This window comes from Mesorhizobium sp. B2-3-12, from assembly GCF_006442205.1.
In the GTDB taxonomy this organism is placed as follows: domain Bacteria; phylum Pseudomonadota; class Alphaproteobacteria; order Rhizobiales; family Rhizobiaceae; genus Mesorhizobium.
Map to the genome: position 1 here is coordinate 299010 of NZ_VFVR01000005.1, position 22569 is coordinate 321578.

The following is a 22569-nucleotide window of genomic DNA, read 5'->3' on the forward strand; positions in this document are numbered from 1 at the left end:
TCATTTCGACATAAAACTTTAAGCTTGAAATATCATACCTCCGGCGCGATACTGAGGCATAGCAAGCGAAGAGGAGATCGCACGGATGAGGGTTGCGGTTCTCGGCGGCGGACCAGCCGGCCTCTACTTTGCCATTTCGATGAAACTGAGGGACGCCGCGCACGACGTGACGGTGTTCGAGCGCAATCGCGCCGACGACACGTTCGGCTGGGGCGTGGTGCTGTCGGCCGAGACGCTCGATAATCTCGCTGAGAATGATCCGGTCAGCGCCGTCTGGATCAAGAAGCATTTCGCCTATTGGGACGACATCGCCGTCATCCATGACGGCGTGCGGACGGTCTCATCGGGCCACGGTTTCTGCGGCATTGGCCGCAAGCGGCTGCTGGTCCTCTTGCAGCGGCGCGCGCGCGAACTTGGCGTCAAACTGATGTTCGAAACCGACATCGCCGACCCAAAACCCTATATGGAGACGCATGACCTCGTCGTCGCCGCCGATGGGCTGAACTCCAGGGCGCGCAACAGCTTCGTCGACATCTTCAAGCCCGACATCGACACGCGCAAATGCAAGTTCGTCTGGCTCGGCACCAACCAGAAATTCGACGATGCCTTCACCTTCATATTCGAGAAGACCGAGCATGGCTGGGTGTGGGCGCACGCCTACCAGTTCGACAGCGAGACCGCGACCTTCATCGTCGAATGCAGCGAACAGACCTGGACCGCCTTCGGCTTCGGCGCGATGTCGCAGCAGGAGTCCATCGCGGTGTGCGAGCGCATCTTCGCCAAACATCTTGGCGGCCATGCGCTGATGACCAATGCCAACCACATCAGGGGCTCGGCCTGGATCAATTTCCCGCGCGTGCTGTGCGAGCGCTGGTCCTACAAGAATCTGGCGCTGATGGGCGACGCGGCGGCCTCGGCGCATTTCTCGATCGGTTCCGGCACCAAGCTCGCCTTGGAAAGCGCGGTGGCGCTGGCCGAATATGTCGAAACCGAACCGGACCTCGAGGCCGCGTTCCGCAAATATGAGGATGCGCGCCGCACCGAGGTGCTGAAGCTGCAATCGGCGGCACGCAATTCGCTGGAATGGTTCGAGGAGGTCGAGCGCTATCTCGGCCTGGATCCGGTGCAGTTCAACTATTCGCTCTTGACCCGTTCGCAACGCATCAGCCACGAGAATTTGCGGCTGCGCGATGCCGAATGGCTTGAAAGCGCGGAAGAGTGGTTTCAGCGCCAGGCCGGTGCCGGCGGCAACAGGCTGCGCCGGGCGCCGATGTTCGCGCCCTTCAAGCTGCGCGACCTCAGGCTCAACAACCGCGTCGTCGTCTCGCCGATGGCGCAGTACAAGGCCGTCGACGGGTGCCCGACCGACTGGCATTTCACCCACTATGCCGAGCGCGCCAAGGGCGGCGCGGGCCTCGTCTATATCGAGATGACCTGCGTCAGCCCGGAAGGGCGGATCACGCCGGGCTGCCCCGGCTTCTACGCGCCCGAGCATGAGGTGGCGTGGAAGCGGCTGGTCGATTTCGTCCATACCGAAACCGAGGCCAGGATCTGCGCCCAGATCGGCCATTCCGGCGCCAAGGGTTCGACCCGTGTCGGCTGGGAAGGCACCGACGTGCCGCTCGCCTCGGGCAACTGGCCTGTCATGGCGGCATCGGCCGTCGCGTGGTCGCCGCAGAATCAGGTGCCGAAGGCGATGGACCGCGCCGACATGGATTTGGTGCGCGACCAGTTCGTGGCCTCCGCCGAAATGGCTCATCGCTGCGGCTTCGACATGCTGGAGATCCATGCCGCGCACGGCTATCTCCTGTCGTCCTTCATCACGCCGGTAACCAACCGGCGCACGGACGCCTATGGCGGTTCGCTGGAAAATCGCATGCGCTATCCCCTCGAAATCTTCCATGCGGTGCGCGCCGCCTGGCCGGCGGGAAAACCGATCTCGGTGCGCATTTCGGCCAATGACTGGGTCGGCATCGAAGGCGTCACGCCCGCCGATGCCGTCGAGATCGCAAAGCTGCTGCATGAGGCCGGCGTCGATATCTGCGACGTCTCGGCCGGCCAAACGTCGGTTGCCGCCAAGCCGGTCTACGGCCGCATGTTCCAGACGCCGTTTTCCGACCGCATCCGCAACGAGGTCGGCATGGCGACGATGGCTGTCGGCAACATCTACGAGCCCGACCATGTCAATTCGATCCTGATGGCCGGCCGCGCCGATCTGGTCGCGCTGGCGCGGCCGCATCTCGCCGATCCCTACTGGACGCTGCATGCGGCGGTGACACTCGGCGACCGAGGCGTCAAATGGCCGGATCCCTATTTGCCCGGACGCGACCAAATCTACCGGCTAGCCGAGCGCGATGCGGCGGCGGGGCTGAAAGTATGACGGTGGCAGCGACGATCCCCGGCAAGCACGCGCTGGTCACCGGCGGTGGATCCGGCGTCGGCCGGGCCATCGCGCTGACACTGGCCGAGGCTGGTGTCGATGTGACCATATGTGGGCGTCGCGAAGCTGAACTCGCCAAGGTGGCGGGCGAGAACGCTCGCATCCATGGCATTGCCGCCGACGTCACCAATGAGGCGGCGATGGCCGGGCTCTACATCCAGGCGGAGGCCGCGCGCGGACCGTTCGACATCGTCGTCGCCAATGCCGGCATGGCCGGCAGCACGCCTGCGCACAAGACTACGCTTGCCGACTGGCAGCGGACGCTCGACGTCAATTTGACCGGAGCCTTCCTGACGGTGAAGCCGGCGCTGGCCGGCATGGCCGCGCGGAAATCGGGGCGGATCGTCTTCATCGCCTCGACCGCCGGTCTGAAAGGCTACGCCTATGTCGCGCCCTACGTGGCGGCCAAGCATGGCGTCATCGGGTTGATGCGGGCGCTGGCCGCCGAGACGGCGAAATCCGGGGTCACCGTCAATGCGGTGTGTCCGGGCTTCGTCGAGACCGACATGTTGGAGGAATCCATCCAGCGCATCGTCGAAAAGACCGGACGCTCCGCAGAACAGGCAAGAGCGAGCCTTGCCTCGACCAACCCGCAGGGCCGTTTCATCCAGCCGCTGGAAATTGCCGAAGCCGTGCTTTGGCTGTGCGGCGACGCGGCGCAATCGATCACCGGACAGGCGATTTCGATCTCGGGAGGTGAAACATGGTAGCCGGCCCCCTGCCCATGCCATCGGGGCCCGGCAAGGACCGGCTGCGCCTGTGGATCAGGCTGCTGCGCGCCTCACGCACGATCGAGGCCGAACTGCGCGAGCGCCTGAAGAAGGAATTCGACACGACGCTGCCGCGCTTCGACGTGATGGCGGCACTTTACCGGGCGCCGGAGGGCATGCTGATGAGCGACCTGTCGCGCTTCCTGCTGGTCTCCAACGGCAATGTCACCGGCATCGTCGACCGGCTGGTTTCGGAAGGACTGGTGGCGCGCGCACGCCGCAACGGCGACCGCCGCACCTCGATGGTTAGGTTGACCGAGGAGGGCACGAAGTCCTTTGCCACCATCGCCGCCGCGCATGAGGGCTGGATCGGTGAATTGCTGGGCAAGGTCAGCGAGGAGGATGCCCGCCGGCTGACCGGCATGCTGACCTCGTTCCGCAGCAATTGGGAGGGACGCGAATGACTGCAATGGCCGGCCTCAAGCCGAAGCATTTCCTGTGGGAGGTCGAGGGTAGGATTGCCAAGGTCCGGCTTGACCGGCCGGAGCGCAAGAACCCGCTGACCTTCGACAGCTATGCCGAGCTGCGCGACACATTCCGCGACCTCGTCTATGCCGACGACGTCGACGCCGTGGTGTTCCTGTCCAATGGCGGCAATTTCTGCTCGGGCGGCGACGTCCACGACATCATCGGCCCGCTGGTCAAGATGGACATGAAGCAGCTCCTGGCCTTCACCCGCATGACCGGCGATTTCGTCAAGGCGATGCTGAATTGCGGCAAGCCGATCATCGCCGCGGTCGATGGGGTGGCGGTCGGCGCTGGCGCCATCATCGCCATGAGTTCCGACATCCGCATCGCCACGCCGGAGGCCAAGACCGCCTTCCTGTTCACCCGCGTCGGTCTTGCCGGCTGCGACATGGGCGCCTGCGCGATCCTGCCGCGCATCATCGGCCAGGGCCGCGCCGCCGAACTGCTCTACACCGGCCGAACCATGACGGCGACGGAAGGCGAGCGCTGGGGCTTCTACAACAGGCTGGTCGACGCCGCGGCGCTCGAGGCCGACGCGCTCGACATGGCGGCCCGCATCGTCTCCGGCCCGACCTTCGCACACGGCATCACCAAGACGCAGATCAACCAGGAATGGTCGATGGGCCTCGACCAGGCTATCGAGGCGGAAGCGCAGGCGCAGGCGATCTGCATGCAGACGCGGGATTTCGAACGGGCGTATCGGGCATTCGTGGCCAAGGAAAAGCCGGTGTTCGAGGGGAATTGAGATGAGCGCTTCTTTGGAGACGCTGGCGGGACAGCGCCCCCCTCTGTCCTGCCGGACATCTCCCCCTCTAGGGGGGAGATCGGCTGTCATCGCCGCTTTCGCCAATCGCCAGCACCGCAGGACGGGGTCCGGCGCGCAAGCTGCCAATCTCCCCCCTAGAGGGGGAGATGTCCGGCAGGACAGAGGGGGGCGCCGTAGAGTGCAGACCTCGCAGAATTGCGGAGGTATCCATGCCTGACCGCTCTTTCCTCAACTGGCCGTTCTTCGAAGACCGCCATCGCGAGCTCGCAGAACACCTCGACACCTGGTGCGCGAAAAACCTGCCCGTCGATCATCACGACGTCGATGCCGCGTGCCGCGAGCTGGTGGCCATGCTTGGCCGGGACGGCTGGCTGAAGCCGACGGCGCTCGACACCGGCAATCCGCGACCACTCGATGTGCGCACGCTCTGCATCACCCGCGAGACGCTGGCGCGCCATGATGGGCTCGCCGACTTCGCTTTTGCCATGCAGGGGCTCGGCACCGGCGCGCTCAGCCTGTTCGGCACGCCGGACCAGCAGCAATGGCTGGCAAAGACCCGCGCCGGCAAGGCGATCTCCGCCTTTGCCCTGTCGGAGCCGCGCTCCGGGTCTGACGTTGCCAATACCGAGATGACGGCGACCCGCGATGGCGACAGCTATGTTTTGTCCGGCGAAAAAACCTGGATTTCGAATGGTGGCATCGCCGATTTCTATGTCGTCTTTGCCCGCACCGGCGAAGCGCCGGGCGCCAAGGGCCTCTCGGCCTTCATCGTGCCGGGCGATGCCAAGGGCCTCGGCATTGCCGAGCGACTGGAAGTGATCGCGCCGCACCCGCTGGCCAGGCTATCCTTCGACCAGGTCCGGCTGCCGGCCTCGGCACTGATCGGCAGGCCGGGCGATGGGTTCCGCATCGCCATGTCGGTGCTCGACGTGTTCCGCTCGACCGTCGGCGCAGCGGCTCTCGGCTTTGCCCGCCGGGCGCTCGATGAAAGCATCAACAGAGTCGCCGAGCGCAAACTGTTCGGCGCGCCGATGGCCGAATTGCAGATGGTGCAGGGCCACATCGCCGACATGGCGCTCGACGTCGATGCGGCGGCGCTGCTGGTCTACCGCGCCGCCTGGACCAAGGACATGGGCGCCGCGCGGGTGACGCGCGAGGCGGCGATGGCCAAGCTGTTCGCCACCGACAAGGCGCAGGAGGTGATCGACAACGCGGTGCAACTGCATGGCGGCGACGGCGTCCGCAAGGGCCACATCATCGAGAGCCTGTATCGCGAGATCCGCGCGCTGCGCATTTATGAGGGCGCTTCGGACGTGCAGAAGGTGGTGATCGCGCGGCAAGTGATGGGCGCGGCCTGAACAGGTCGCGACCACGGAATTTTTCGACACGGATATTGCGGACCCGATATTGGACAGGCGGAGAGACGACATGCACGAGATCCTGCAGCCGGAAGGCTGGGCAAAACCGGTCGGCTACGCCAATGGCGTGGCGGCGCGCGGCAGGCTCGTCTTCGTCGGCGGACAGGTCGGCTGGAACGGGCAATGCCAGTTCGAGACTGACGACTTCGCCGGCCAGGTGCGCCAGACGCTCCAGAACATCGTCGCGGTGCTGGCCGAGGCCGGCGCGGAACCACGGCACATCACCTCGATGACCTGGTATTTTACCGACAAGACCGAATATCTCGGCAACCTCAAGGGGATCGGCGAAGCTTATCGCGACGTGATCGGCAGGCATTTTCCAGCAATGGCCGCCATGCAGGTGATGGCGCTGGTCGAGGATCGCGCCAAGGTGGAGATCCAGGCGACTGCCGTTATTCCGGAATAAAGAATTCGCTTTCCCCGGAATATCTTATTCGCGAAGCCCGGCCTGCCTCAGCAGCGGCAGCACGTGATCGCAGAAATAGGGTAGCTCCTGCGTGTAGTTGACGAAGGACAGGGCGATGCCCTGATAGCCGTGCTTTGATATGGCGGCCATGTCGGCGGCAATCGTTTGCGGCGTCCCAATCAGCGGATAGGTGCCGGCGCCGCCGGCGAAACGCTGGCGGTAGGCGTCATAGGCATGCGGGTCGTGCGACTGCGAGAATTCCTTTTTTCCCGCCATATGCGCATCGACCGCCTCGTGATCGGCAAGATCGACGGCATATCTTTTATAATATGCCTGCGCCTCTTCCATGGTCGGGCGGCAGACGACATGCGCCACGGTGTAGACGCCGACCTCCCGGCCAACCTTGTCGGCCCGCTCGCTGATGTCGGCGACATGCTTGCCGGCATCGCTCATCTCGGAAAAAGTCGTGAACAGATAATCGCATCTGGCGGCGGCGAAATCGCGGCCCGGGCCGCCGAAAGCGGCGTTCATGGTCACCGGGCGCGGAAGCTGCAGGCTGGCCGGCCGGCTGACCGCCTCCTTGAGGTGATAATAGGTGCCGTCATAGTCAAGCGGCTCCGCCGACGCGTAGAGCTTCTCGAGGATCTCGATCCATTCGGCTGCTTGGTCGTAACCCTTCTCGACCAGCGGCGTGCCGAACATGCCGAATTCCTTCGGGTTCCAGCCGCAGACGATGTTCAACCCGGCACGGCCCTGGCTGATGTGGTCGACGGTCGCCAGCGCCTTGGCGGCATAGAGCGGATGCACAAGCGGCACGTGCACGGTCATGAACAGACCGATGCGGTCGGTGGCCACGCTGAGCGCCGCCGCCCAGGTGAAGGTCTCGAAAGACATTTCCCTGACCTTGTTGCGGCCGCCAAAGCCACGCCAGCGTGCGATCGGCAACATGAACTCCAGCCCGGCCCGGTCGGCGATCTGGGCGGCCGTCAGATTGTCCTGCCAGCTTGCCGTCCAGCGTTCAGGCACATCCGATATGGCAAGGCCGCCATCGGCGTTGGTCGAGAAGACGCCAAGCTTGAGTTTGTTGGTGCCTTGCAACGGATGTGCTTTGTTCATGTCGCGACCTCCCGGCGAAGATCGCACGCTACGGCTCCGCGAAAATATTTCAAGCATGAAACAGCTTCGCCTCGCACTGGTTTGCCGATATGAATTTGGCGGGATGAGAAAGGGATTGGCATGAGCGAGTTTCGCCAGAAGTGTATCGGCAAGGCCAAGCTCGTCGGCTCCTTCGCCGCCATCCCGCATCCCGTCGCGGTCGAGGTGATGGCGCTGTCCGGTCTCGACTTCCTCTGCATCGACTGGGAGCATGCCCAGATCTCGCGCGACATGATCGAGGCCATGGTGCGGGCGGCCGATGTCCACCGCGTGCCGGCGATGGTGCGCGTTCCCGGCCATGCGCCCGAAGCCATCCACGCGGCGCTGGACAGCGGCGCGCAGGGCGTGCTGGTGCCACGCGTCTCGACCGCGGCCCAAGCTGAGATGGCGGTGACGGCTTCGCGCTATCCGCCGCTGGGCGAGCGCGGCGTCGGACCCGGCCGCGCGGCCGGCTATGGCTATCGCATTCCGCAATATCTGGCCGGCGCCAATGACAGGATCGTCGTCGCTGTCCAGGTCGAGACCGCCGAGGGGTTGGCCAACATCGAGGCGATCGCCGATGTCGACGGCGTCGACGTGATCTTCGTCGGGCCCGGCGATCTCTCCGTATCGATCAATGCGATCGGACCGAAGGGCGCAGACAAGCTCACGGATGCGATCAGCAGGATCATTGGCGTGACGATCGCGCACGGCAAGACCTCCGGCATATTCTGCGCCAGCCCGCAGACCGTCGGCCAGTGGGCAGCCTTCGGCGCCAGCTTTTTCGTCCTGGCCAGCGACACGATGTTTCTCGGCGCGGGCGCCGCGGCCAATTATGGCGCCGCCCACGCCGAACTGGAGCAGGAAGGCCCCCGCTAGCGCCCGGTCGAGCGGGCAGCCGAGAAACTTTTTTAAGCTTAAAACTTTTACCTTGAAAAGCGCGGCGCTTTGGATAGCATTCAAAGTCGATGCCGACTGTCGGGCTGGAGGGTTTCCCGGCAGTTCGTCGCGGTGCTCCGGGTGGGAGGGGTTTCAGTCCTTTGTCGTTTGTGCTGCCCCAGTCATCGTCCAGCGCGCTATGCTTTCGATGGCGTACGCGCCCAGATCCGCGACCTGCATATCGATACCATCGCCAATTTCAGCGTGAATGCGCATGCGACCAGGACCAGATCGCGGCCGCGCCCGTGCGCATGGTCGCCACCATGAATTGACGCCCCGCTGGGAGGCGGGACGGCAACAAACCGTGCGGGGCAGCCCGCCCGATCAACAACCAGAGGGAACACCCCAGAGGGACCACCAATGAAGCTCAACCGTCGCAATCTCATCCTTTTCGCCGCGGCGATCGGCATCGCCGCCGGACCGGCAACCGCCTTTGCCGCCGATGTGCTCAATGTCGGCGCCTACCCGACCAACCCACCCTTCGAATACAAGAACGAGAGCGGCACGTTCGAGGGTTTTGAGATCGACATCGTCAACGAAGCGGCAAAGCGCATCGGCATGACCACCGACATCGCCGATCTCGGCTTCCAGGCGCTGTTCGCCGCGACCACCTCGAAGCGCATCGACGTCGCCATCTCCTCGATCACCATCACGCCGGAGCGGTTGAAGTCGCAATCCTTCACCCAGCCCTATTATGATTCCGACATGGGCATCGCCACCAAGTCCGACAGCGCGATCAATGCCGAAGCCGACCTCAAGGGCAAGATCGTCGGCGTGCTCTCGGGCTCGACCGGCGAGACCTGGGTCAAGGCGCATCAGGAAGCCGACGGCTTCAGCGACGTGAAGGGCTATGACACGCAGCAGAACCTTTTGCTCGACCTTAGCGCCGGCCGTATCGATGCCGCTGTCAGCGACATTCCCGGCATGGAATATTCCTTTACGAAGATGAAGGACCTGAAGGTCAAGCAGCGCATCAAGACCGGCGAGCAGTACGGCCTGATGCTGACCAAGGATCATCCGCTGCTCGGCAAACTCAACGACGCGCTGACGGCGATGAAGAAGGACGGCACGTTGGCGGCGATCCATAAAAAGTGGTTCGGCAGTGACGCCCCAGCAGATTCCTCGACCGTCAAGGAAATGCCGCTGCCCAAGGCCTGAGCGGCGGCCAACGGACGGAAGGCGTGCGGGCCCCAAGGGGTCGGCACGTCCCGTTTTTCACGCATAACCTTCCCGGGACCGGCATCCGTTCGGCAAAGCCGATCTTGGTATTCCGGGTCGGGCTCTGGCGTCAGATGACGCAACACCGTTCGGGAATGCCCTGATGTCGCTGATCGACACTTTCTTTAACGCCGACGTCATCGCGTCGAGCCTGCCGGCGCTGCTGCGCGGCTTCCTGAACACGCTGCTGCTCGGCCTGCTCAGCATCGGCATCGGCATTCCCATCGGCCTGGTGATCAGCCTGTTGCGGCTCTATGCGCCGAAGCCGCTGCGCTGGCTGGCGGTCGGCTACACCGACATTTTTCGCGCGCTGCCGGTGCTGGTGGTGCTGATCCTGATCTATTACGCGCTGCCTTTTCTCGGCATACGCCTGTCGTCCTGGGCGTCCGCCGTGACGGCATTCGCCATCATCATGTCGGCCTATTCCGCCGAAGTGTTCCGCTCCGGCATAGAGAGCATTCCGCGCGGCCAGTTCGAGGCCTCGCAGGCGCTCGGCCTGCCGTTCCTTTTGACCTTGCGCAAGGTGGTGCTGCCGCAGGCGGTGCGCGTGGTCATCCCGCCGATGACCAGCAACTGCGTCTCGATGTTCAAGGACACGTCGCTGGCCTCCACCGTGGCGCTGCCGGAACTCTTGAAGGAAGCGACCAACGCCCAGTCGCTCTACGCCAATCCCTCGCCGCTGATCGGCGCCGCACTGGTCTATCTCATTTTCCTTTGGCCGATGGTCCGCCTCGTCAGCCTGCTTGAAGCCCGCTTCAAGACCGAGAAGACACGCTGACCTCGCAAACCAATCCGAACCGCCAAGTCCTTTGTAGGAGCCTGCCCCATGAACAAGCATCAAACCGACACAGCGAACGCCTCAGCGTTCCCCGTCGACACCATTCGCGCCATGTTTCCCGCTCTGCAGCGGGCCGGCGATTTCATCTTCATGGACAACGCCGCCGGGGCGCAGATCCCGCAGAGCGTGCTCGACGCGGTGACCAACCATCTGGTTTCGCACAATGTGCAGCGCGGCGGCCGCTATGGCCGCAGCGTCACCGTCGACCAGTCGGTCGCCGACGCCCGGACCAGCGTCGCCTTGCTGATCAACGCATACAACCCGTCCGAAATCTGCTTCGGCATGAACGCCACCTCCTTCATCCGCCTGGTCAGCCTCGGAATCGGCCAGATGCTCTCTGAACGCGATGAGATCGTCGTCACCGACATGGACCATGACGCCAACATCGCCACCTGGCTGGCGCTGGAATCGGCCGGCGCCAAGTTCAAGTGGTGGCGCATGCGCGAGGATGGCAATCTGCATGTCGACGATCTCAGGCCGCTGGTTTCGGACCGCACCCGGCTGGTCGCCTGCACGGTGACGGCGCATTCGATCGGCTCGATCGTCGATGTCGCGTCCGTCGCTGACATCGCGCATGCAGCAGGCGCCGAAGTCTTTCTCGACTGCGTGCATTACGGACCGCACGGGCTGATCGACGTGCAGGCTTGGGATTGCGACTATCTCGTCTGCTCCGGCTACAAGAACTTCTCGCCGCATATGGGCTTCCTCTGGGGCCGCTTCGAGACGCTGAAGCGGCTGCCGACCTTCCGGGAGGATTTCATTCCGGACGAGCCGCCCTACAAGGTCGAGGCCGGCACTTTCATCTACGAGAACGTATCGGGCATGGATGCCGCCGTGCAGTATCTGGAACTGATCGGCCGCAATCTGGCACCGTCCAACAACCGTTCACGGCGCGAGAACATCGTCGCCGGCATGGGCGCCATCCGCGAATATGAGTTGCTGCTGGCGCGCGAGATGATGGGCGTGCTGAAGGGCTGCGGCGCGACCATCTACGGCGTCGCCGACGAGGCTCGTATCCATGAGCGCGTACCGACCTTCTGCTTCAACATCGGCAAGCTGTCGCCGCAGCGGATCGTCGAGGAAATGGCCGAGCTGCAGATCGGCATCCGCGACGGCCATATGTACGCGCCCCGCCTGATGAAACGCCTCAACCTGAGCATGGACAGCGGCGCCATCCGCGCCTCGCTGGTGCATTACAACACGGTCGAGGAGATCCACAAATTCGGCGAGGCGCTGCGCGCTATCATCGCCAAGCTGTCGTAACCGGATGGGCCGTGCCTGACCTTCGGGTCAGGCCGCCTTTTTCTTCGCCAGCCTTGCCTTGATCGAGGCCACGTCGGCGCGAGGTGTGGCGGCGAACAGCGTCCTGGTGTAGCTGTGCTTGGGGTCCGAAAAGACCTCGTCGCGGGAGCCGTATTCGACGGCCTCGCCGAAATACATCACCATCACATCGTCGGCAATGTAGCGCACGACCGACAGATCGTGGCTGATGAAGACATAGGTCAGCTGGAACTCGTCCTGCAGGTCGGCGAGCAGGTTGAGCACCTGCGCCTGCACCGACAGGTCGAGTGCGGACACCGGCTCGTCGAGCACCAGCAGGCTCGGGTTCAGCATCAGCGCGCGGGCAATGGCGATGCGTTGGCGCTGGCCGCCCGAGAACATGTGCGGATAGCGATTGTAGTGCTCATGGCCAAGGCCGACCTTCTTCAGCATCTTCATGGCGAGGTCGCGCCGCTCGGCCGCCGGCTTGTCGGTGTTGATGAGCAGCGGCTCGCCCAGCACGTCGCCGATCTTCTGGCGCGGATTGAGCGAGCCGTAGGGGTTCTGGAAGACGATCTGCACCTTGCGGCGCATCTCCCTGGTCAATCCGCCTTTGGCGATATCGACCTTGTTGCCGTCGATGAAGAGCTCGCCCGACGTCGCGGGATCGATCAAGGTGATGATGCGGGCGAGCGTGGACTTACCGCAACCGCTTTCGCCGACGATGGCCAGCGTCTTGCCCTTGTCCACGGTGAAGGAGACGCCCTTGACCGCATGCACCGTGCGCGGCCCGGTGAACAGTCCGCCGCCGATGTGGTAGTCGCGAACGATGTTCTTGCCTTCGAGGACCGTGGTGCTCATGCCGAGGCTCCCGCCACAGAGGGCGCCGGCTCGAACAGCATGTCGGAAACGGTCGGCAGCCGGTCGCCGACGGCGTTTTCCGGCAAGGCCGAGAGCAGCGCGCGCGTGTAATTGCTCTTGGGCTGCTCAAACAGCGACAGCACGTCGGCCTCTTCCATCTTGCGGCCCTTGTACTGGACGATGACGCGGTCGGCGGTCTCGGCCACGACGCCCATATTGTGGGTGATCATGATCAGGCCCATGCCGTATTTGGCCTGCAGCGAGACGAGCAGATCGAGGATCTGCTTCTGGATGGTGACGTCGAGCGCCGTCGTCGGCTCGTCGGCGATCAAGAGCTTCGGATTGCAGGCAATGGCGATGGCGATCATGACGCGCTGGCACTGGCCGCCCGACATCTGATGCGGAAACGAGCTCAGCCGATCCTCGGGATCGGCGATGCCGACCAGCTTCATCAGTTCGATGGCGCGCGCGCGGCGCTGGGCACGGTCCATGCCCATGTGGAAGCGCAGCACCTCCTCGATCTGAAAGCCGACGGTGAAGCACGGGTTGAGGCTGGCGATCGGCTCCTGGAAGATCATGGAGATATCCTTGCCGACGATCTTGCGGCGCTCGGACGGGCTGAGCTTCAACAGGTCGACGCCGTCGAAGGCCATGCGGTCGGCCTTGACGGTGGCGGTGTTGGGCAACAGCCCCATCACCGCCAGCATCGACACCGACTTGCCGGAACCGGATTCGCCGACGATCGCCAGCACCTCGCGCGGCTCGATCGAAAGGTCGATGCCTTGCACGGCCATGAACGGGCCGGCGGCGGTGTCGAAGGAAACGGTAAGGTTCTTGATCTCGAGCAGCGGCATGCTCACGACCTCTTCAGTTTGGGGTCGAGGGCGTCGCGCAGGCCGTCGCCGATCAGGTTGATGGCAAAGACGGTGATCAGGATGGCGAGGCCTGGGAAGGTCACCACCCACCAGGCGCGCAGGATGAACTCGCGCGCTTCGGCAAGCATGGTCCCCCATTCGGGCGTCGGCGGCTGCGCGCCCATGCCGAGGAAGCCAAGGGCGGCGGCCTCGAGGATGGCGTTGGAGAAGGACAAAGTCGCCTGCACGATCAGCGGGGCGATGCAGTTGGGCAGGATGGTGACCAGCATCAGCCTGAGATGACTGGCGCCGGCGACCTTGGCCGAGACGACATATTCACGGGTCTTCTCCGCCATCACGGCGGCGCGGGTGAGCCGGGCAAAATGCGGCTGCAGCACGAAGGCGATGGCGATCATGGCGTTGACGAGGCCGGGGCCGAGCACCGCGACCAGCACCAGCGCCAAGAGCAGCGACGGGAAGGCCAGGATGATGTCCATGATGCGCATGATCAGCGTGTCGACCCAGCCGCGGCAGTAGCCGGCGAGCAGGCCGAGGATGACGCCCGAGATCAGCGCCGTGGTGACGACGACGAAGCCGATGGCGAGCGAGAAGCGCGAGCCGTAAATCAGGCGCGACAGCATATCGCGGCCTACGGCGTCGGTGCCGAGCAGGAATTGCGCGTTACCGCCTTCCTGCCAGGCCGGCGGCGTCAGGAAGAAGTCACGGAACTGATCGTCGGGCGAATGCGGGGCGAGCAGCGGCGCGAAGATGGCGACCAGGATCAGCAGGGCGAAGACGAAGAGCCCGATCACCGCGCCCTTGTTGATCGAGAAATAATGCCAGAACTCGGCGAACATCTGCAGCCGCGCGTCCTGCGGCTTGACGACGGTGGCGGCTTCGATGGTGGCTGGGCCTTCATTGGTCATGTCAATTCGCCCGGATGCGCGGGTTGATGACGGCGTAGAGCACGTCGACGATCAGGTTCACCGACATGACGATCAGCGCGATCAAAAGCAACCCGCCCTGCACAGTGAAATAGTCGCGCTTGGAAATGGCGTCGATCATCCATTTGCCGATGCCGGGCCACGAGAAGATGCTCTCGGTCAGGATGGCGCCGGTGAGCAACGTGCCGACCTGAAGGCCGATGGTGGTGACGACCGGGATCAGCGCGTTGCGGAAGGCATGCAGGCCGATGACGCGGCGTGGAGCCAGGCCCTTGGCGCGTGCGGTGCGCACATAATCCTCGCCCAGCACTTCGAGCATGGCCGAGCGCGTCTGCCTGGCGATGACCGCCAGCGGAATGGTGCCGAGCACGATGGTGGGCAGAATGAGGTGCGACACCGCCGAGCGGAAGGCGCCCTTCTGGCCCGAGATGAGGGAATCGATGGTCATGAAGCCGGTCACCGGCTTGAAGAAATAGAGAAGGTCGATGCGGCCGGAAACCGGCGTCCAGTGCAGCGTGCCGGAGAAGACGATGATCAGCAGCAGCCCCCACCAGAAGATGGGCATGGAATAGCCGGCGAGCGCGGTGCCCATGGTCAGCTGGTCGAACCAGGAGCCACGGCGGATGGCGGCGAAGATGCCGAAGGCGACACCGAAGATGACGGCGAAGATCATGGCGAAGATGGCGAGTTCGACCGTTGCCGGGAACCGCACCAGGAAATCCTTGAGCACCGGCGTCTTGGTGGAAAACGAAGTGCCGAAATCGCCACCGAGGATGTTGGTCAGATAGGTAAGATACTGTTGCCAGATCGGCAGGTCGAAACCGAACTGATGCATCAGTGCCGTGTGGCGTTCGGGCGACAGGCCACGTTCGCCCGCAAGCACCAGCACCGGATCACCGGGCAGGATGCGCACGAAGCCGAAGGCGAGGATGGTTATCCCGATAAAGGTCGGGATGATGAGGGCGAGCTTGCCGAGGATATAACGCAGCATGGCGGGCGAGGTGGGGCGGCACCTTGTGGCGCCGCCCCGTTTCGCGAACCTTATTCGGCGATATCGACGCCGTCAAAGCGGTGAATCCCGAGCGGATCCATCGCAAAGCCGGAGACTGTCTTCTGCATCGGCATGAACACCTTGGAATGGGCGAGCGTCGCCCACGGTGCCTGCTCCTTGAAGATGACCTGTGCCTGTTCGTAGAGCTTGGTGCGCTCGGCCTGGTCGGAAACCGTCTTGGCCTTGTTGATGAGCGCATCGAAGTCCTTGTTGCACCATTCCGCGCGGTTGTTCGAACCGACGGACGCGCAGCTAAGGAGCACGCCGAGGAAGTTGTCCGGATCGCCATTGTCGCCGGTCCAGCCGACGATGACGGCGCCGTCGTGATCGACCGCTGAAGCGCGCTTGAGATATTCACCCCAATCATAGCTGACGATGTTGACGGTGACGCCGACCTTGGCGAAGTCGGCCTGGATCAGCTCGGCGGTGCGGCGCGCGTTCGGCATGTACGGGCGCGAGACGGGCATGGCCCAGACGTTCATCTTGAGGTCCTTGACGCCGGCCTCTTCGAGCAGCTTCTTGGCCGCGTCCGGATCGTACGGATCGTCCTTGACCTCTTTGTTGTAGGACCACATGGTCGGCGGGATCGGATTGATCGCCACCTGGCCGGCGCCCTGGAACACGGCGTCGATGATGGCCTTCTTGTTAATGGCCATGTTGAGCGCCTTGCGCACGCGCACGTCGTCGAACGGCTTCTGCTGGGTGTTGTACATCAGCGCGCCGACGTTGAGGCCTTCCTGCTCCGCGACCGTCAGGTTCGCATCAGCCTGCAGGCCGGCGATGTCGGCCGGTGCCGGATAGGACATGATGTTGCATTCGCCGGCCTTGAGCTTCTGCGCGCGCACCGCCGGATCGGTGGTGATGGCGAAGACCAGATCGTCGATCTTCTGCTTGCCGCCCCAATAGTCCGGGTTGGCCTTGTAGCGGATGGCGGCGTCGGTCTGGTAGTCGACGAAGATGAACGGGCCGGTGCCGACCGGCTTCTGGTTGAACAGTTCAGGCGTCTTGTCGGCCTGCAGCTTGTCGGCATATTCCTTGGAAACGATCGAGGCGAAATCCATGCCCAGCGTCGGGATGAAGGTGATCGCCGGCTCCTTCAGCGTGAACTTCACGGTCAGGTCGTCGACCTTCTCGACCTTGGTGATGTTGTCGCCGAACTGGTCATTGTAATACTGGTAGGCGATGCCCGGTATGTACTGGAACCAGGGCCCGTTCTTGTCGACCTGGCGCTCGAAGGAGAACACCACGTCGTCGGCGTTCAGATCGCGCGTCGGGGTGAAGTAGTCGGTGGGCGCGAACTTGACGCCCTTGCGAAGCTTGAAAACATATTCCTTGCCGTCGTCGGAAATGGTCCAGCTATCCGCCAGGCCGGGCGAGACGGACGTCTTGCCGTGATCGAATTCGACAAGGCGGTTGAAGACGGTACGCGAGGACGCGTCGAATGTCTGGCCCGCGGTGTATGGCGCCGGGTCGAAACCTTCAGGCGACGCTTCCGCGCAATAGACCAGAGTTTTCGCGTTTGCCACGCCTCCCAGGACGCTTGCAGCCAGCAACGCGGCTGCAAAAGTCAATTTCTTCTTCATTGAGCACTCCCTGATGTTCTTCCAAGCCCCTCTATCAGGCTCGCGAAGCGCGCATATAAGCACCGTTTTTCCGGGTTTGGAACACCCCGTTTGCTTACCCCGCGGGAAGCAGGAAAAAAATCCGCGATTTTGCTAAATGGCAGAAAAAATTAGCAGTTTTTTCTATTCACAATATTATTAACGACCGCATTTTTTTATTGATCTTGCATCCGCCGGCAAGGGGGCCGCCCCTCCTCTTCCCCAGGCCATCGATGCGCAAAGATGCCGGTTCCAGCTGTCGCTGGCGGGAAAGATTTTCGGCGGCAAATCTTTCGGCCTCCTGCCGCTAGGGCAACACTTGCACCGCCGCCGATAGAGGCAATACATAGATGGATGCTGGCGGCAGCGGAGGACGTCTCTGTCAATTCGGAGATGAGCGCGGCGCAGGCCGACAAGAGACGGCGAACAAGAATTGCTAGGGAGGAACGGGTGGCAAAAGCATCGAAGGCGCCGGTGAAAGCGTCGGCAAGGGCAGTCACGAAATCGGCCGACGGCCAGGGCAAAGCCGCCACCAAAGCCGCGCCCGCCAGGACTGAAGCAAAAGCCGCCAAGAAGGCGCCGGCGGCGAAAGCGACGGCGAAAGCCAAGCCCATCGCCAAGCCGGCGGCGAAGGCCGCGCCGGCAAGGACGTCTGCGGCAAAGACTTCCCCAGCAAAAGCCGGGGCGCCGAAGGCTGCATCGACAGCGAAGGCACCGGCCGCCGATCGGCGGCTGCCGAAGGCACTCACCGAACTCGCCGCCGGCCTGCCGCAAAAGCCATGGCTCAACAGCTATCCCAAGAACATGCCGGCCGAGATAGGCGCCCTTCCCTACAGTTCCATCGGCGACTTCCTCGTTGGCGCCTGCAAGCAGTTCGCCGGCCAGCCGGCCTTCACTTGCATGGGCAAGTCCATCACCTACGCTGAACTCGAACAGCTTTCGGCTGACTTCGGCGCCTACCTGCAGTCCAGCGGATTGCAGAAAGGCGCGCGCGTCGCCCTGATGATGCCGAATGTGCTGCAGTACCCGGTGGCGATGATGGCGGTGGCGCGCGCCGGCTACGTCGTGGTCAACATCAATCCGCTCTACACGCCGCGCGAACTGGAGCACCAGCTCAAGGATTCGGGCGCGCAGGCCATCGTCATCCTGGAAAACTTCGCCAACACCTTGCAGGCCGTGGTCGCCAGGACCTCGGTCAAGCATGTCGTCATCGCGGCGATGGGCGACATGCTCGGTGGCCTCAAAGGCACGATCGTCAATCTGGTCGTGCGGCGCGTCAAGAAAATGGTCCCGGCCTGGTCATTGCCCGGCCATGTCAAGTTCAACGCCGCCCTGAAGGCCGGCCGCGGCATGACTTTCAAGCCGGCCACGGTGACAGCCAACGATGTTGCCTTCCTGCAATATACCGGCGGCACCACGGGCATCTCGAAAGGCGCGACGCTGTTGCACAGCAATGTGCTGGCCAATGTCGCGCAGAATTCGCTGTGGCTGCAGGATGCCTACACCGTCAAGCCGAAGCCGGCGCATCTCAACCTGATCTGCGCCCTGCCGCTCTACCATATCTTCGCGCTGACGGTGAACGCGCTGATGGGCATGCAGATGGGCGGCCAGAACATACTGATCCCCAATCCGCGCGACATTCCCGGCTTCGTCAAGGAAATGGGCAAATATCCGATCCATATCTTCCCGGGCCTCAACACGCTGTTCAACGCGCTGCTCAACAATGAGGATTTTCGCAAGCTCGACTTCAAGCCGCTGCTCCTGACGCTGGGCGGCGGCATGGCGGTGCAAAAGGGCGTCGCCGAGCGCTGGAAGGCGCTGACCGGCTGCCCTGTCAGCGAAGGCTATGGCCTCTCGGAAACCTCGCCGGTGGCGACGGCCAACAAGTTCAGCTCCGGCGAGTTCACCAGCACGATCGGCCTGCCGCTGCCCTCGACCGAGATCGTCATCAGGGACGACGACGGCAACAACGTGCCACTCGGCGAGGTCGGCGAGATCTGCATCAGGGGACCGCAGGTGATGACCGGCTACTGGAACCGGCCTGACGAGACCGCCAAGGTGATGACCAAGGACGGCTTCTTCAAGTCGGGCGACATGGGCTTCATGGACGATCGCGGCTACACCAAGATCGTCGACCGCAAGAAGGACATGATCCTCGTCTCCGGCTTCAACGTCTATCCGACCGAACTCGAGGAGGTCGTGGCGGCGCATCCCGGCGTGCTCGAAGTGGCGGCGATCGGCGTGCCGGACGAGCATTCGGGCGAAGTGCCGAAACTGTTCATCGTCAAGAAGGACCCGGCCCTGACCGCCGAGGCCATCACCGCTTTTTGCCGGGAGAACCTGACCGGCTACAAGCGGCCGAAATACATCGAGTTCAGGACCGAATTGCCCAAGACGCCGGTCGGCAAGATCCTGCGCCGGGCGTTGCGCGAATAGTGTATCTCGGCAACGACGATGTGCCGGACCGGCGCATGCGTCCAGACCCTGTGGGATTCATCAAGGCCAACATGCGCCTCGTCCCGGTGCCGGCGCTTCCCGAAATCCAGCTCTACACCGCGCACCCGGGGAGCGGGTTGAGGCGCCTCGTCGACCCTGAAGACCATGCTGACGCGGTCGACGACACCCCAGAACCGCAGCCGCCCTACTGGGCCTATGCGTGGGCCGGCGGCACCGTGCTGGCACGCTACATCCTCGACCATCCGAAGAAGGTGGCGGGCCGGCGCGTGCTGGACCTCGGGGCGGGTTCAGGCATTGTCGGCATCGCCGCCGCTAAGGCCGGCGCCGCAGAAGTGATCGCCGCCGAGATCGACCGCAATGGCGTTGCCGCGATCCGCCTCAATGCCGCAGCCAACGGCGTCGAGATCACCGTCGTAGAAAAGGATATCACCACAGGCCCGCCACCGCCCGTCGACCTCGTGCTCGCGGGCGACGTGTTCTACTCCAGCGAAGTCGCCCTGCGGGTTATCCCGTTCCTCGATCGCTGCTTGGCATCAGGCCTCGAAGTGCTGGTCGGCGACCCCCGGCGCAGCGACCTGCCGCTGTCGCGACTGCGGTTGCTCGCCGAATATCAGGTGCCAGATTTCGGTGAGGCGAAGGGGGCTGCGGGCAAGCCGAGTGGGGTGTTTTCTTTTGAAGCGGAACGGCGGTAGCTCCGTCTGAAACATGTTGGTAGCTGTCGTCCGGTCCGTTCACGGATATTTGTGCGTCACATTGGTTGTAAGTATCGCCTTGAACGGGGCCCTTTGTTAACTTCCGGGCACGATCCATTCGGCCTGCTAATCCCTGACCGGTAGCTACTAGATGGGGATGGCCAGTGCACCGTTACCGCGACTTCAGAAATCTTAATCTCACGTAGATCGTCACAATGATCGAACGGACTGGTTATAAAGCAACAATACTGACTGTGGCCTGCGCCGGAATATCGATTTTGATTTCCTCGTCACGCTCGATCGCAGGTGAGCTTGTTGTCACTCAGCAATTGACATGCGGAACGCTCGGGGATGCAGAGCGACAGGAATGGGAAAATGACGCTGCCTTAGGCAAGACAGCGGCGCTAAACAATCTCGGCTTTCTATACGTATTGGGTTGCGGCGTGAAGCCCGACGCCCAGCGCGCAAAGGGGTATTTTGAGCAGGCTGCCGACAAGGGCGACGCGCAAGCAGACCACAATCTGGGATATCTCTATGATAAGGGCGGTATCGGCGTGGCTCAAAACAGCGCGCTCGCCTTTGCCTGGTATACCGAGGCGGCAGCCAAGGGATTTGCTCAATCGGAATTGAGCCTGGCCACAATGTATCAAATCGGCCAAGGAGCACCAAAGGACCCGGTCCGGGCCGCCGAACTCCTCCGCCAGGCGGCGGGCCAAGGGCTTGCTCCTGCTCAATTTCAGCTCGGCGCAGCCTATGAAAGCGGCGAAGGCGTTGGGCGAGATTATGCGCAAGCAATGATGTGGTATCAGAAAGCGGCAGCCCAGAACGATCCCACGGCGCTGGCGGCAATTGCCTATTTGTATGAATATGCCCGGGGTGTCCCACAGGACTTCGCCGCAGCCATGCGCTGGTATCGGGCTGCTGCCGCGGTAGGCAGCCCTATCGGGGAGAACAATCTAGGCGGACTTTATGACAGCGGTAAAGGCGTCGCACCCGACCCCGCACAGGCGGCCATTTGGTACGCAAAGGCCGCGGCGCAGGGATTATCCGCGGCCAGTGCCAACCTTGGTGCCCTCTACGCAGCAGGCAAAGGAGTGCCGCAAGATTATCGACGCGCTGCGGAATTGTTTTCGAGCGCGGCTCAAAGCGGGGATGCTAAGGGGGAGTATAATATCGGTGTGGCGTATTTAACCGGCAAAGGCGTTGGGCAAGATTATGCCCTTGCGCGTCACTGGCTCGAAAAATCGTCAGATCAAAACAATTCCAGGGCGCAATATGACCTGGCTATGATATATATCAATGGCGTGGGCGTTGAAAAGAATACTGAAAAATCAATAACATTGCTCGAAGAAAGCGCTAAAAATGGCGACGCAGACGCCCAAAGCGCGCTTGGTACCATATTTGAGTTTGGTATTGGCGTAAAAATAGATCGATCAACGGCCATTATGTACTACAAGCAAGCCGCGACATCCGGAAATATAAAAGCAAAAGAGGCTCTAAAGCGCCTTTTATGATGAATTGGTATTTATATTCGGCAGTATCTGCACGAAGAATATAACCTCCTCGTAGACGTTGTTTCTCAGGGATAGACACGAGAGGACGCGGTCGGCCGGACCGACCGACGGAACCGCTTTGTCCGCTTCCTAGTTCAGGAGTCCCGAAAGCAGACATCTGCATCCGGCCCTATCTCCGCCATTGACGTCAAACCACCTTCCCACCCTCTCCGAAATCAAGCCGTCTCCTTGACCCTCGCAGCCAAAAAATCCGGCAGATCAGCAACCGAATCCAGCACCACATCCGCGATTTCGGCCAGCGATTCACGGGTGCCCGTACCCGACAGCACCCCCACCGCCAGGCCGCAGCCGCCGGCGCGGGCCATTTCGAGATCGTGCCTGTTGTCGCCGACCATCGCGATCTCGCTTGGCTTCAGGCCGGTGAGGTCGCAAAAGGCCTGGATGGTGTCGGGCGCGGGCTTGGGGTTCGCCACCGCGTCGTAGCCGTAGGCGGCGTCGAACAGTTGCGCGACGCCGAGCGTGGCCAAGGTCTTCTCCGCGCCGCTGGTCGAATCGTTGGTGGCGACGCCAAGCCGGTAGGATCGCTTGTGCAGCAGGGCCAGCGTGTCGACGATATCGGGCAGCGCCACCGCCATCGCCGAGCCCTGCACCGAGGTGATCTCGTTGAAGCGGGCGACGGCCAGCATCTGGTCCTCGTTGGAGAGGCGCGGGAACCACAGTTCGACGACGTCGAGATTGGTGCCGGAGGCAAAGATGGAGTCGGGCTTGAAGCGCCTGTTGGCGAAATCGAAGCCGGCGGCCGCCAGCAACCTGTCGGCCTTCCAGCGATCGCCATCTGCCGCGTCCATGGCCATGAAGTCGGCGACGCCGAGCCAGGTCGCGTTGAAGTCGACAAGCGTTCCGTCCTTGTCGAACAATATTCCCTTGATGTCTGCCAA

The 22569-nt window shown here is 62.9% G+C and carries 20 protein-coding genes; 13 read left to right on the plus strand and 7 right to left on the minus strand.

The window, feature by feature from the left end; all coding sequences use genetic code 11:
* Nucleotides 1-85 precede the first annotated feature (85 nt).
* The 6 genes from FJ948_RS17255 to FJ948_RS17280 all read left to right on the plus strand — a co-directional run bounded on the left by FJ948_RS17255 (nucleotide 86) and on the right by FJ948_RS17280 (nucleotide 6268).
* Nucleotides 86-2380, plus strand: a complete 2295-nt coding sequence (locus FJ948_RS17255) for a bifunctional salicylyl-CoA 5-hydroxylase/oxidoreductase (protein WP_140706394.1) — start codon at nucleotides 86-88, stop codon at nucleotides 2378-2380.
* Nucleotides 2377-3150, plus strand: coding sequence for an SDR family NAD(P)-dependent oxidoreductase (locus FJ948_RS17260; RefSeq protein ID WP_140706396.1), 774 nt, complete (start codon nucleotides 2377-2379; stop codon nucleotides 3148-3150). Before FJ948_RS17255 ends, FJ948_RS17260 begins: the two co-directional genes overlap by 4 nt.
* Nucleotides 3144-3614 carry a MarR family transcriptional regulator gene (locus tag FJ948_RS17265; protein WP_140706398.1) on the plus strand — a complete coding sequence of 157 codons (471 nt, stop codon included), beginning with the start codon at nucleotides 3144-3146 and terminating at the stop codon, nucleotides 3612-3614. Before FJ948_RS17260 ends, FJ948_RS17265 begins: the two co-directional genes overlap by 7 nt.
* Nucleotides 3611-4423, plus strand: coding sequence for an enoyl-CoA hydratase family protein (locus FJ948_RS17270; RefSeq protein WP_140706400.1), 813 nt, complete (start codon nucleotides 3611-3613; stop codon nucleotides 4421-4423). The genes FJ948_RS17265 and FJ948_RS17270 overlap by 4 nt, the downstream gene beginning before the upstream one ends.
* Before the next feature lie 230 nt (nucleotides 4424-4653).
* The gene (locus tag FJ948_RS17275; protein WP_140706401.1) at nucleotides 4654-5802 is read left to right on the plus strand and encodes an acyl-CoA dehydrogenase family protein; all 1149 of its coding nucleotides are present in this window, start codon (nucleotides 4654-4656) and stop codon (nucleotides 5800-5802) included.
* Between the two features lie 70 nt (nucleotides 5803-5872).
* Nucleotides 5873-6268, plus strand: a complete 396-nt coding sequence (locus tag FJ948_RS17280) for a RidA family protein (RefSeq protein ID WP_140706403.1) — start codon at nucleotides 5873-5875, stop codon at nucleotides 6266-6268.
* A 24-nt stretch (nucleotides 6269-6292) separates the two neighbouring features.
* Here FJ948_RS17280 and FJ948_RS17285 read toward each other — a convergent pair whose 3' ends face one another.
* Nucleotides 6293-7384, minus strand: a complete 1092-nt coding sequence (locus tag FJ948_RS17285; protein ID WP_140706405.1) for an LLM class flavin-dependent oxidoreductase — start codon at nucleotides 7382-7384, stop codon at nucleotides 6293-6295.
* A 120-nt stretch (nucleotides 7385-7504) separates the two neighbouring features.
* Here FJ948_RS17285 and FJ948_RS17290 point away from each other — a divergent pair, with 120 nt between their 5' ends.
* From FJ948_RS17290 to FJ948_RS17305, 4 genes are all read left to right on the plus strand, one after another.
* A complete protein-coding gene (locus FJ948_RS17290) occupies nucleotides 7505-8281 on the plus strand; it encodes an HpcH/HpaI aldolase/citrate lyase family protein (protein ID WP_140706407.1) in 777 nt (258 codons plus the stop codon).
* A 420-nt stretch (nucleotides 8282-8701) separates the two neighbouring features.
* Nucleotides 8702-9499 carry an ABC transporter substrate-binding protein gene (locus FJ948_RS17295; protein ID WP_140706409.1) on the plus strand — a complete coding sequence of 266 codons (798 nt, stop codon included), beginning with the start codon at nucleotides 8702-8704 and terminating at the stop codon, nucleotides 9497-9499.
* Nucleotides 9500-9662: 163 nt separating this feature from the next.
* Nucleotides 9663-10337 (plus strand): amino acid ABC transporter permease, encoded by a 675-nt coding sequence (locus FJ948_RS17300; RefSeq protein WP_056569735.1) that lies wholly within the window; start codon nucleotides 9663-9665, stop codon nucleotides 10335-10337.
* Between the two features lie 48 nt (nucleotides 10338-10385).
* Nucleotides 10386-11660, plus strand: a complete 1275-nt coding sequence (locus tag FJ948_RS17305; RefSeq protein WP_140706411.1) for a cysteine desulfurase-like protein — start codon at nucleotides 10386-10388, stop codon at nucleotides 11658-11660.
* 27 nt (nucleotides 11661-11687) lie between these two features.
* Here FJ948_RS17305 and FJ948_RS17310 read toward each other — a convergent pair whose 3' ends face one another.
* From FJ948_RS17310 to FJ948_RS17330, 5 genes are all read right to left on the minus strand, one after another.
* Nucleotides 11688-12518 (minus strand): dipeptide ABC transporter ATP-binding protein, encoded by an 831-nt coding sequence (locus FJ948_RS17310; protein ID WP_140706413.1) that lies wholly within the window; start codon nucleotides 12516-12518, stop codon nucleotides 11688-11690.
* Complete coding sequence (locus tag FJ948_RS17315; RefSeq protein WP_140706607.1) at nucleotides 12515-13372, minus strand: ABC transporter ATP-binding protein; 858 nt, start codon at nucleotides 13370-13372, stop codon at nucleotides 12515-12517. Before FJ948_RS17315 ends, FJ948_RS17310 begins: the two co-directional genes overlap by 4 nt.
* Before the next feature lie 2 nt (nucleotides 13373-13374).
* Nucleotides 13375-14229, minus strand: a complete 855-nt coding sequence (locus FJ948_RS17320) for an ABC transporter permease subunit (RefSeq protein WP_181173705.1) — start codon at nucleotides 14227-14229, stop codon at nucleotides 13375-13377.
* A 70-nt stretch (nucleotides 14230-14299) separates the two neighbouring features.
* A complete protein-coding gene (locus FJ948_RS17325; protein ID WP_015314101.1) occupies nucleotides 14300-15307 on the minus strand; it encodes an ABC transporter permease subunit in 1008 nt (335 codons plus the stop codon).
* Nucleotides 15308-15357: 50 nt separating this feature from the next.
* Nucleotides 15358-16950 carry an ABC transporter substrate-binding protein gene (locus tag FJ948_RS17330; RefSeq protein ID WP_140706417.1) on the minus strand — a complete coding sequence of 531 codons (1593 nt, stop codon included), beginning with the start codon at nucleotides 16948-16950 and terminating at the stop codon, nucleotides 15358-15360.
* Between the two features lie 468 nt (nucleotides 16951-17418).
* Between FJ948_RS17330 and FJ948_RS17335 the strand changes: the two genes are divergently transcribed.
* The 3 genes from FJ948_RS17335 (at nucleotide 17419) to FJ948_RS17345 (ending at nucleotide 21631) form a co-directional block, all read left to right on the plus strand.
* Entirely contained in the window at nucleotides 17419-19404 is a 1986-nt protein-coding gene (locus FJ948_RS17335; RefSeq protein WP_140706419.1) for a long-chain fatty acid--CoA ligase, read from the plus strand.
* A gap of 35 nt (nucleotides 19405-19439) precedes the next feature.
* Nucleotides 19440-20117, plus strand: coding sequence for a methyltransferase (locus tag FJ948_RS17340; protein WP_140706609.1), 678 nt, complete (start codon nucleotides 19440-19442; stop codon nucleotides 20115-20117).
* Between the two features lie 215 nt (nucleotides 20118-20332).
* Nucleotides 20333-21631: an SEL1-like repeat protein gene (locus FJ948_RS17345; protein ID WP_140706421.1), complete on the plus strand. Its 1299-nt coding sequence runs from the start codon at nucleotides 20333-20335 to the stop codon at nucleotides 21629-21631.
* A 215-nt stretch (nucleotides 21632-21846) separates the two neighbouring features.
* Here FJ948_RS17345 and FJ948_RS17350 read toward each other — a convergent pair whose 3' ends face one another.
* Nucleotides 21847-22569 (minus strand): HAD family hydrolase, encoded by a 723-nt coding sequence (locus tag FJ948_RS17350; protein ID WP_140706423.1) that lies wholly within the window; start codon nucleotides 22567-22569, stop codon nucleotides 21847-21849.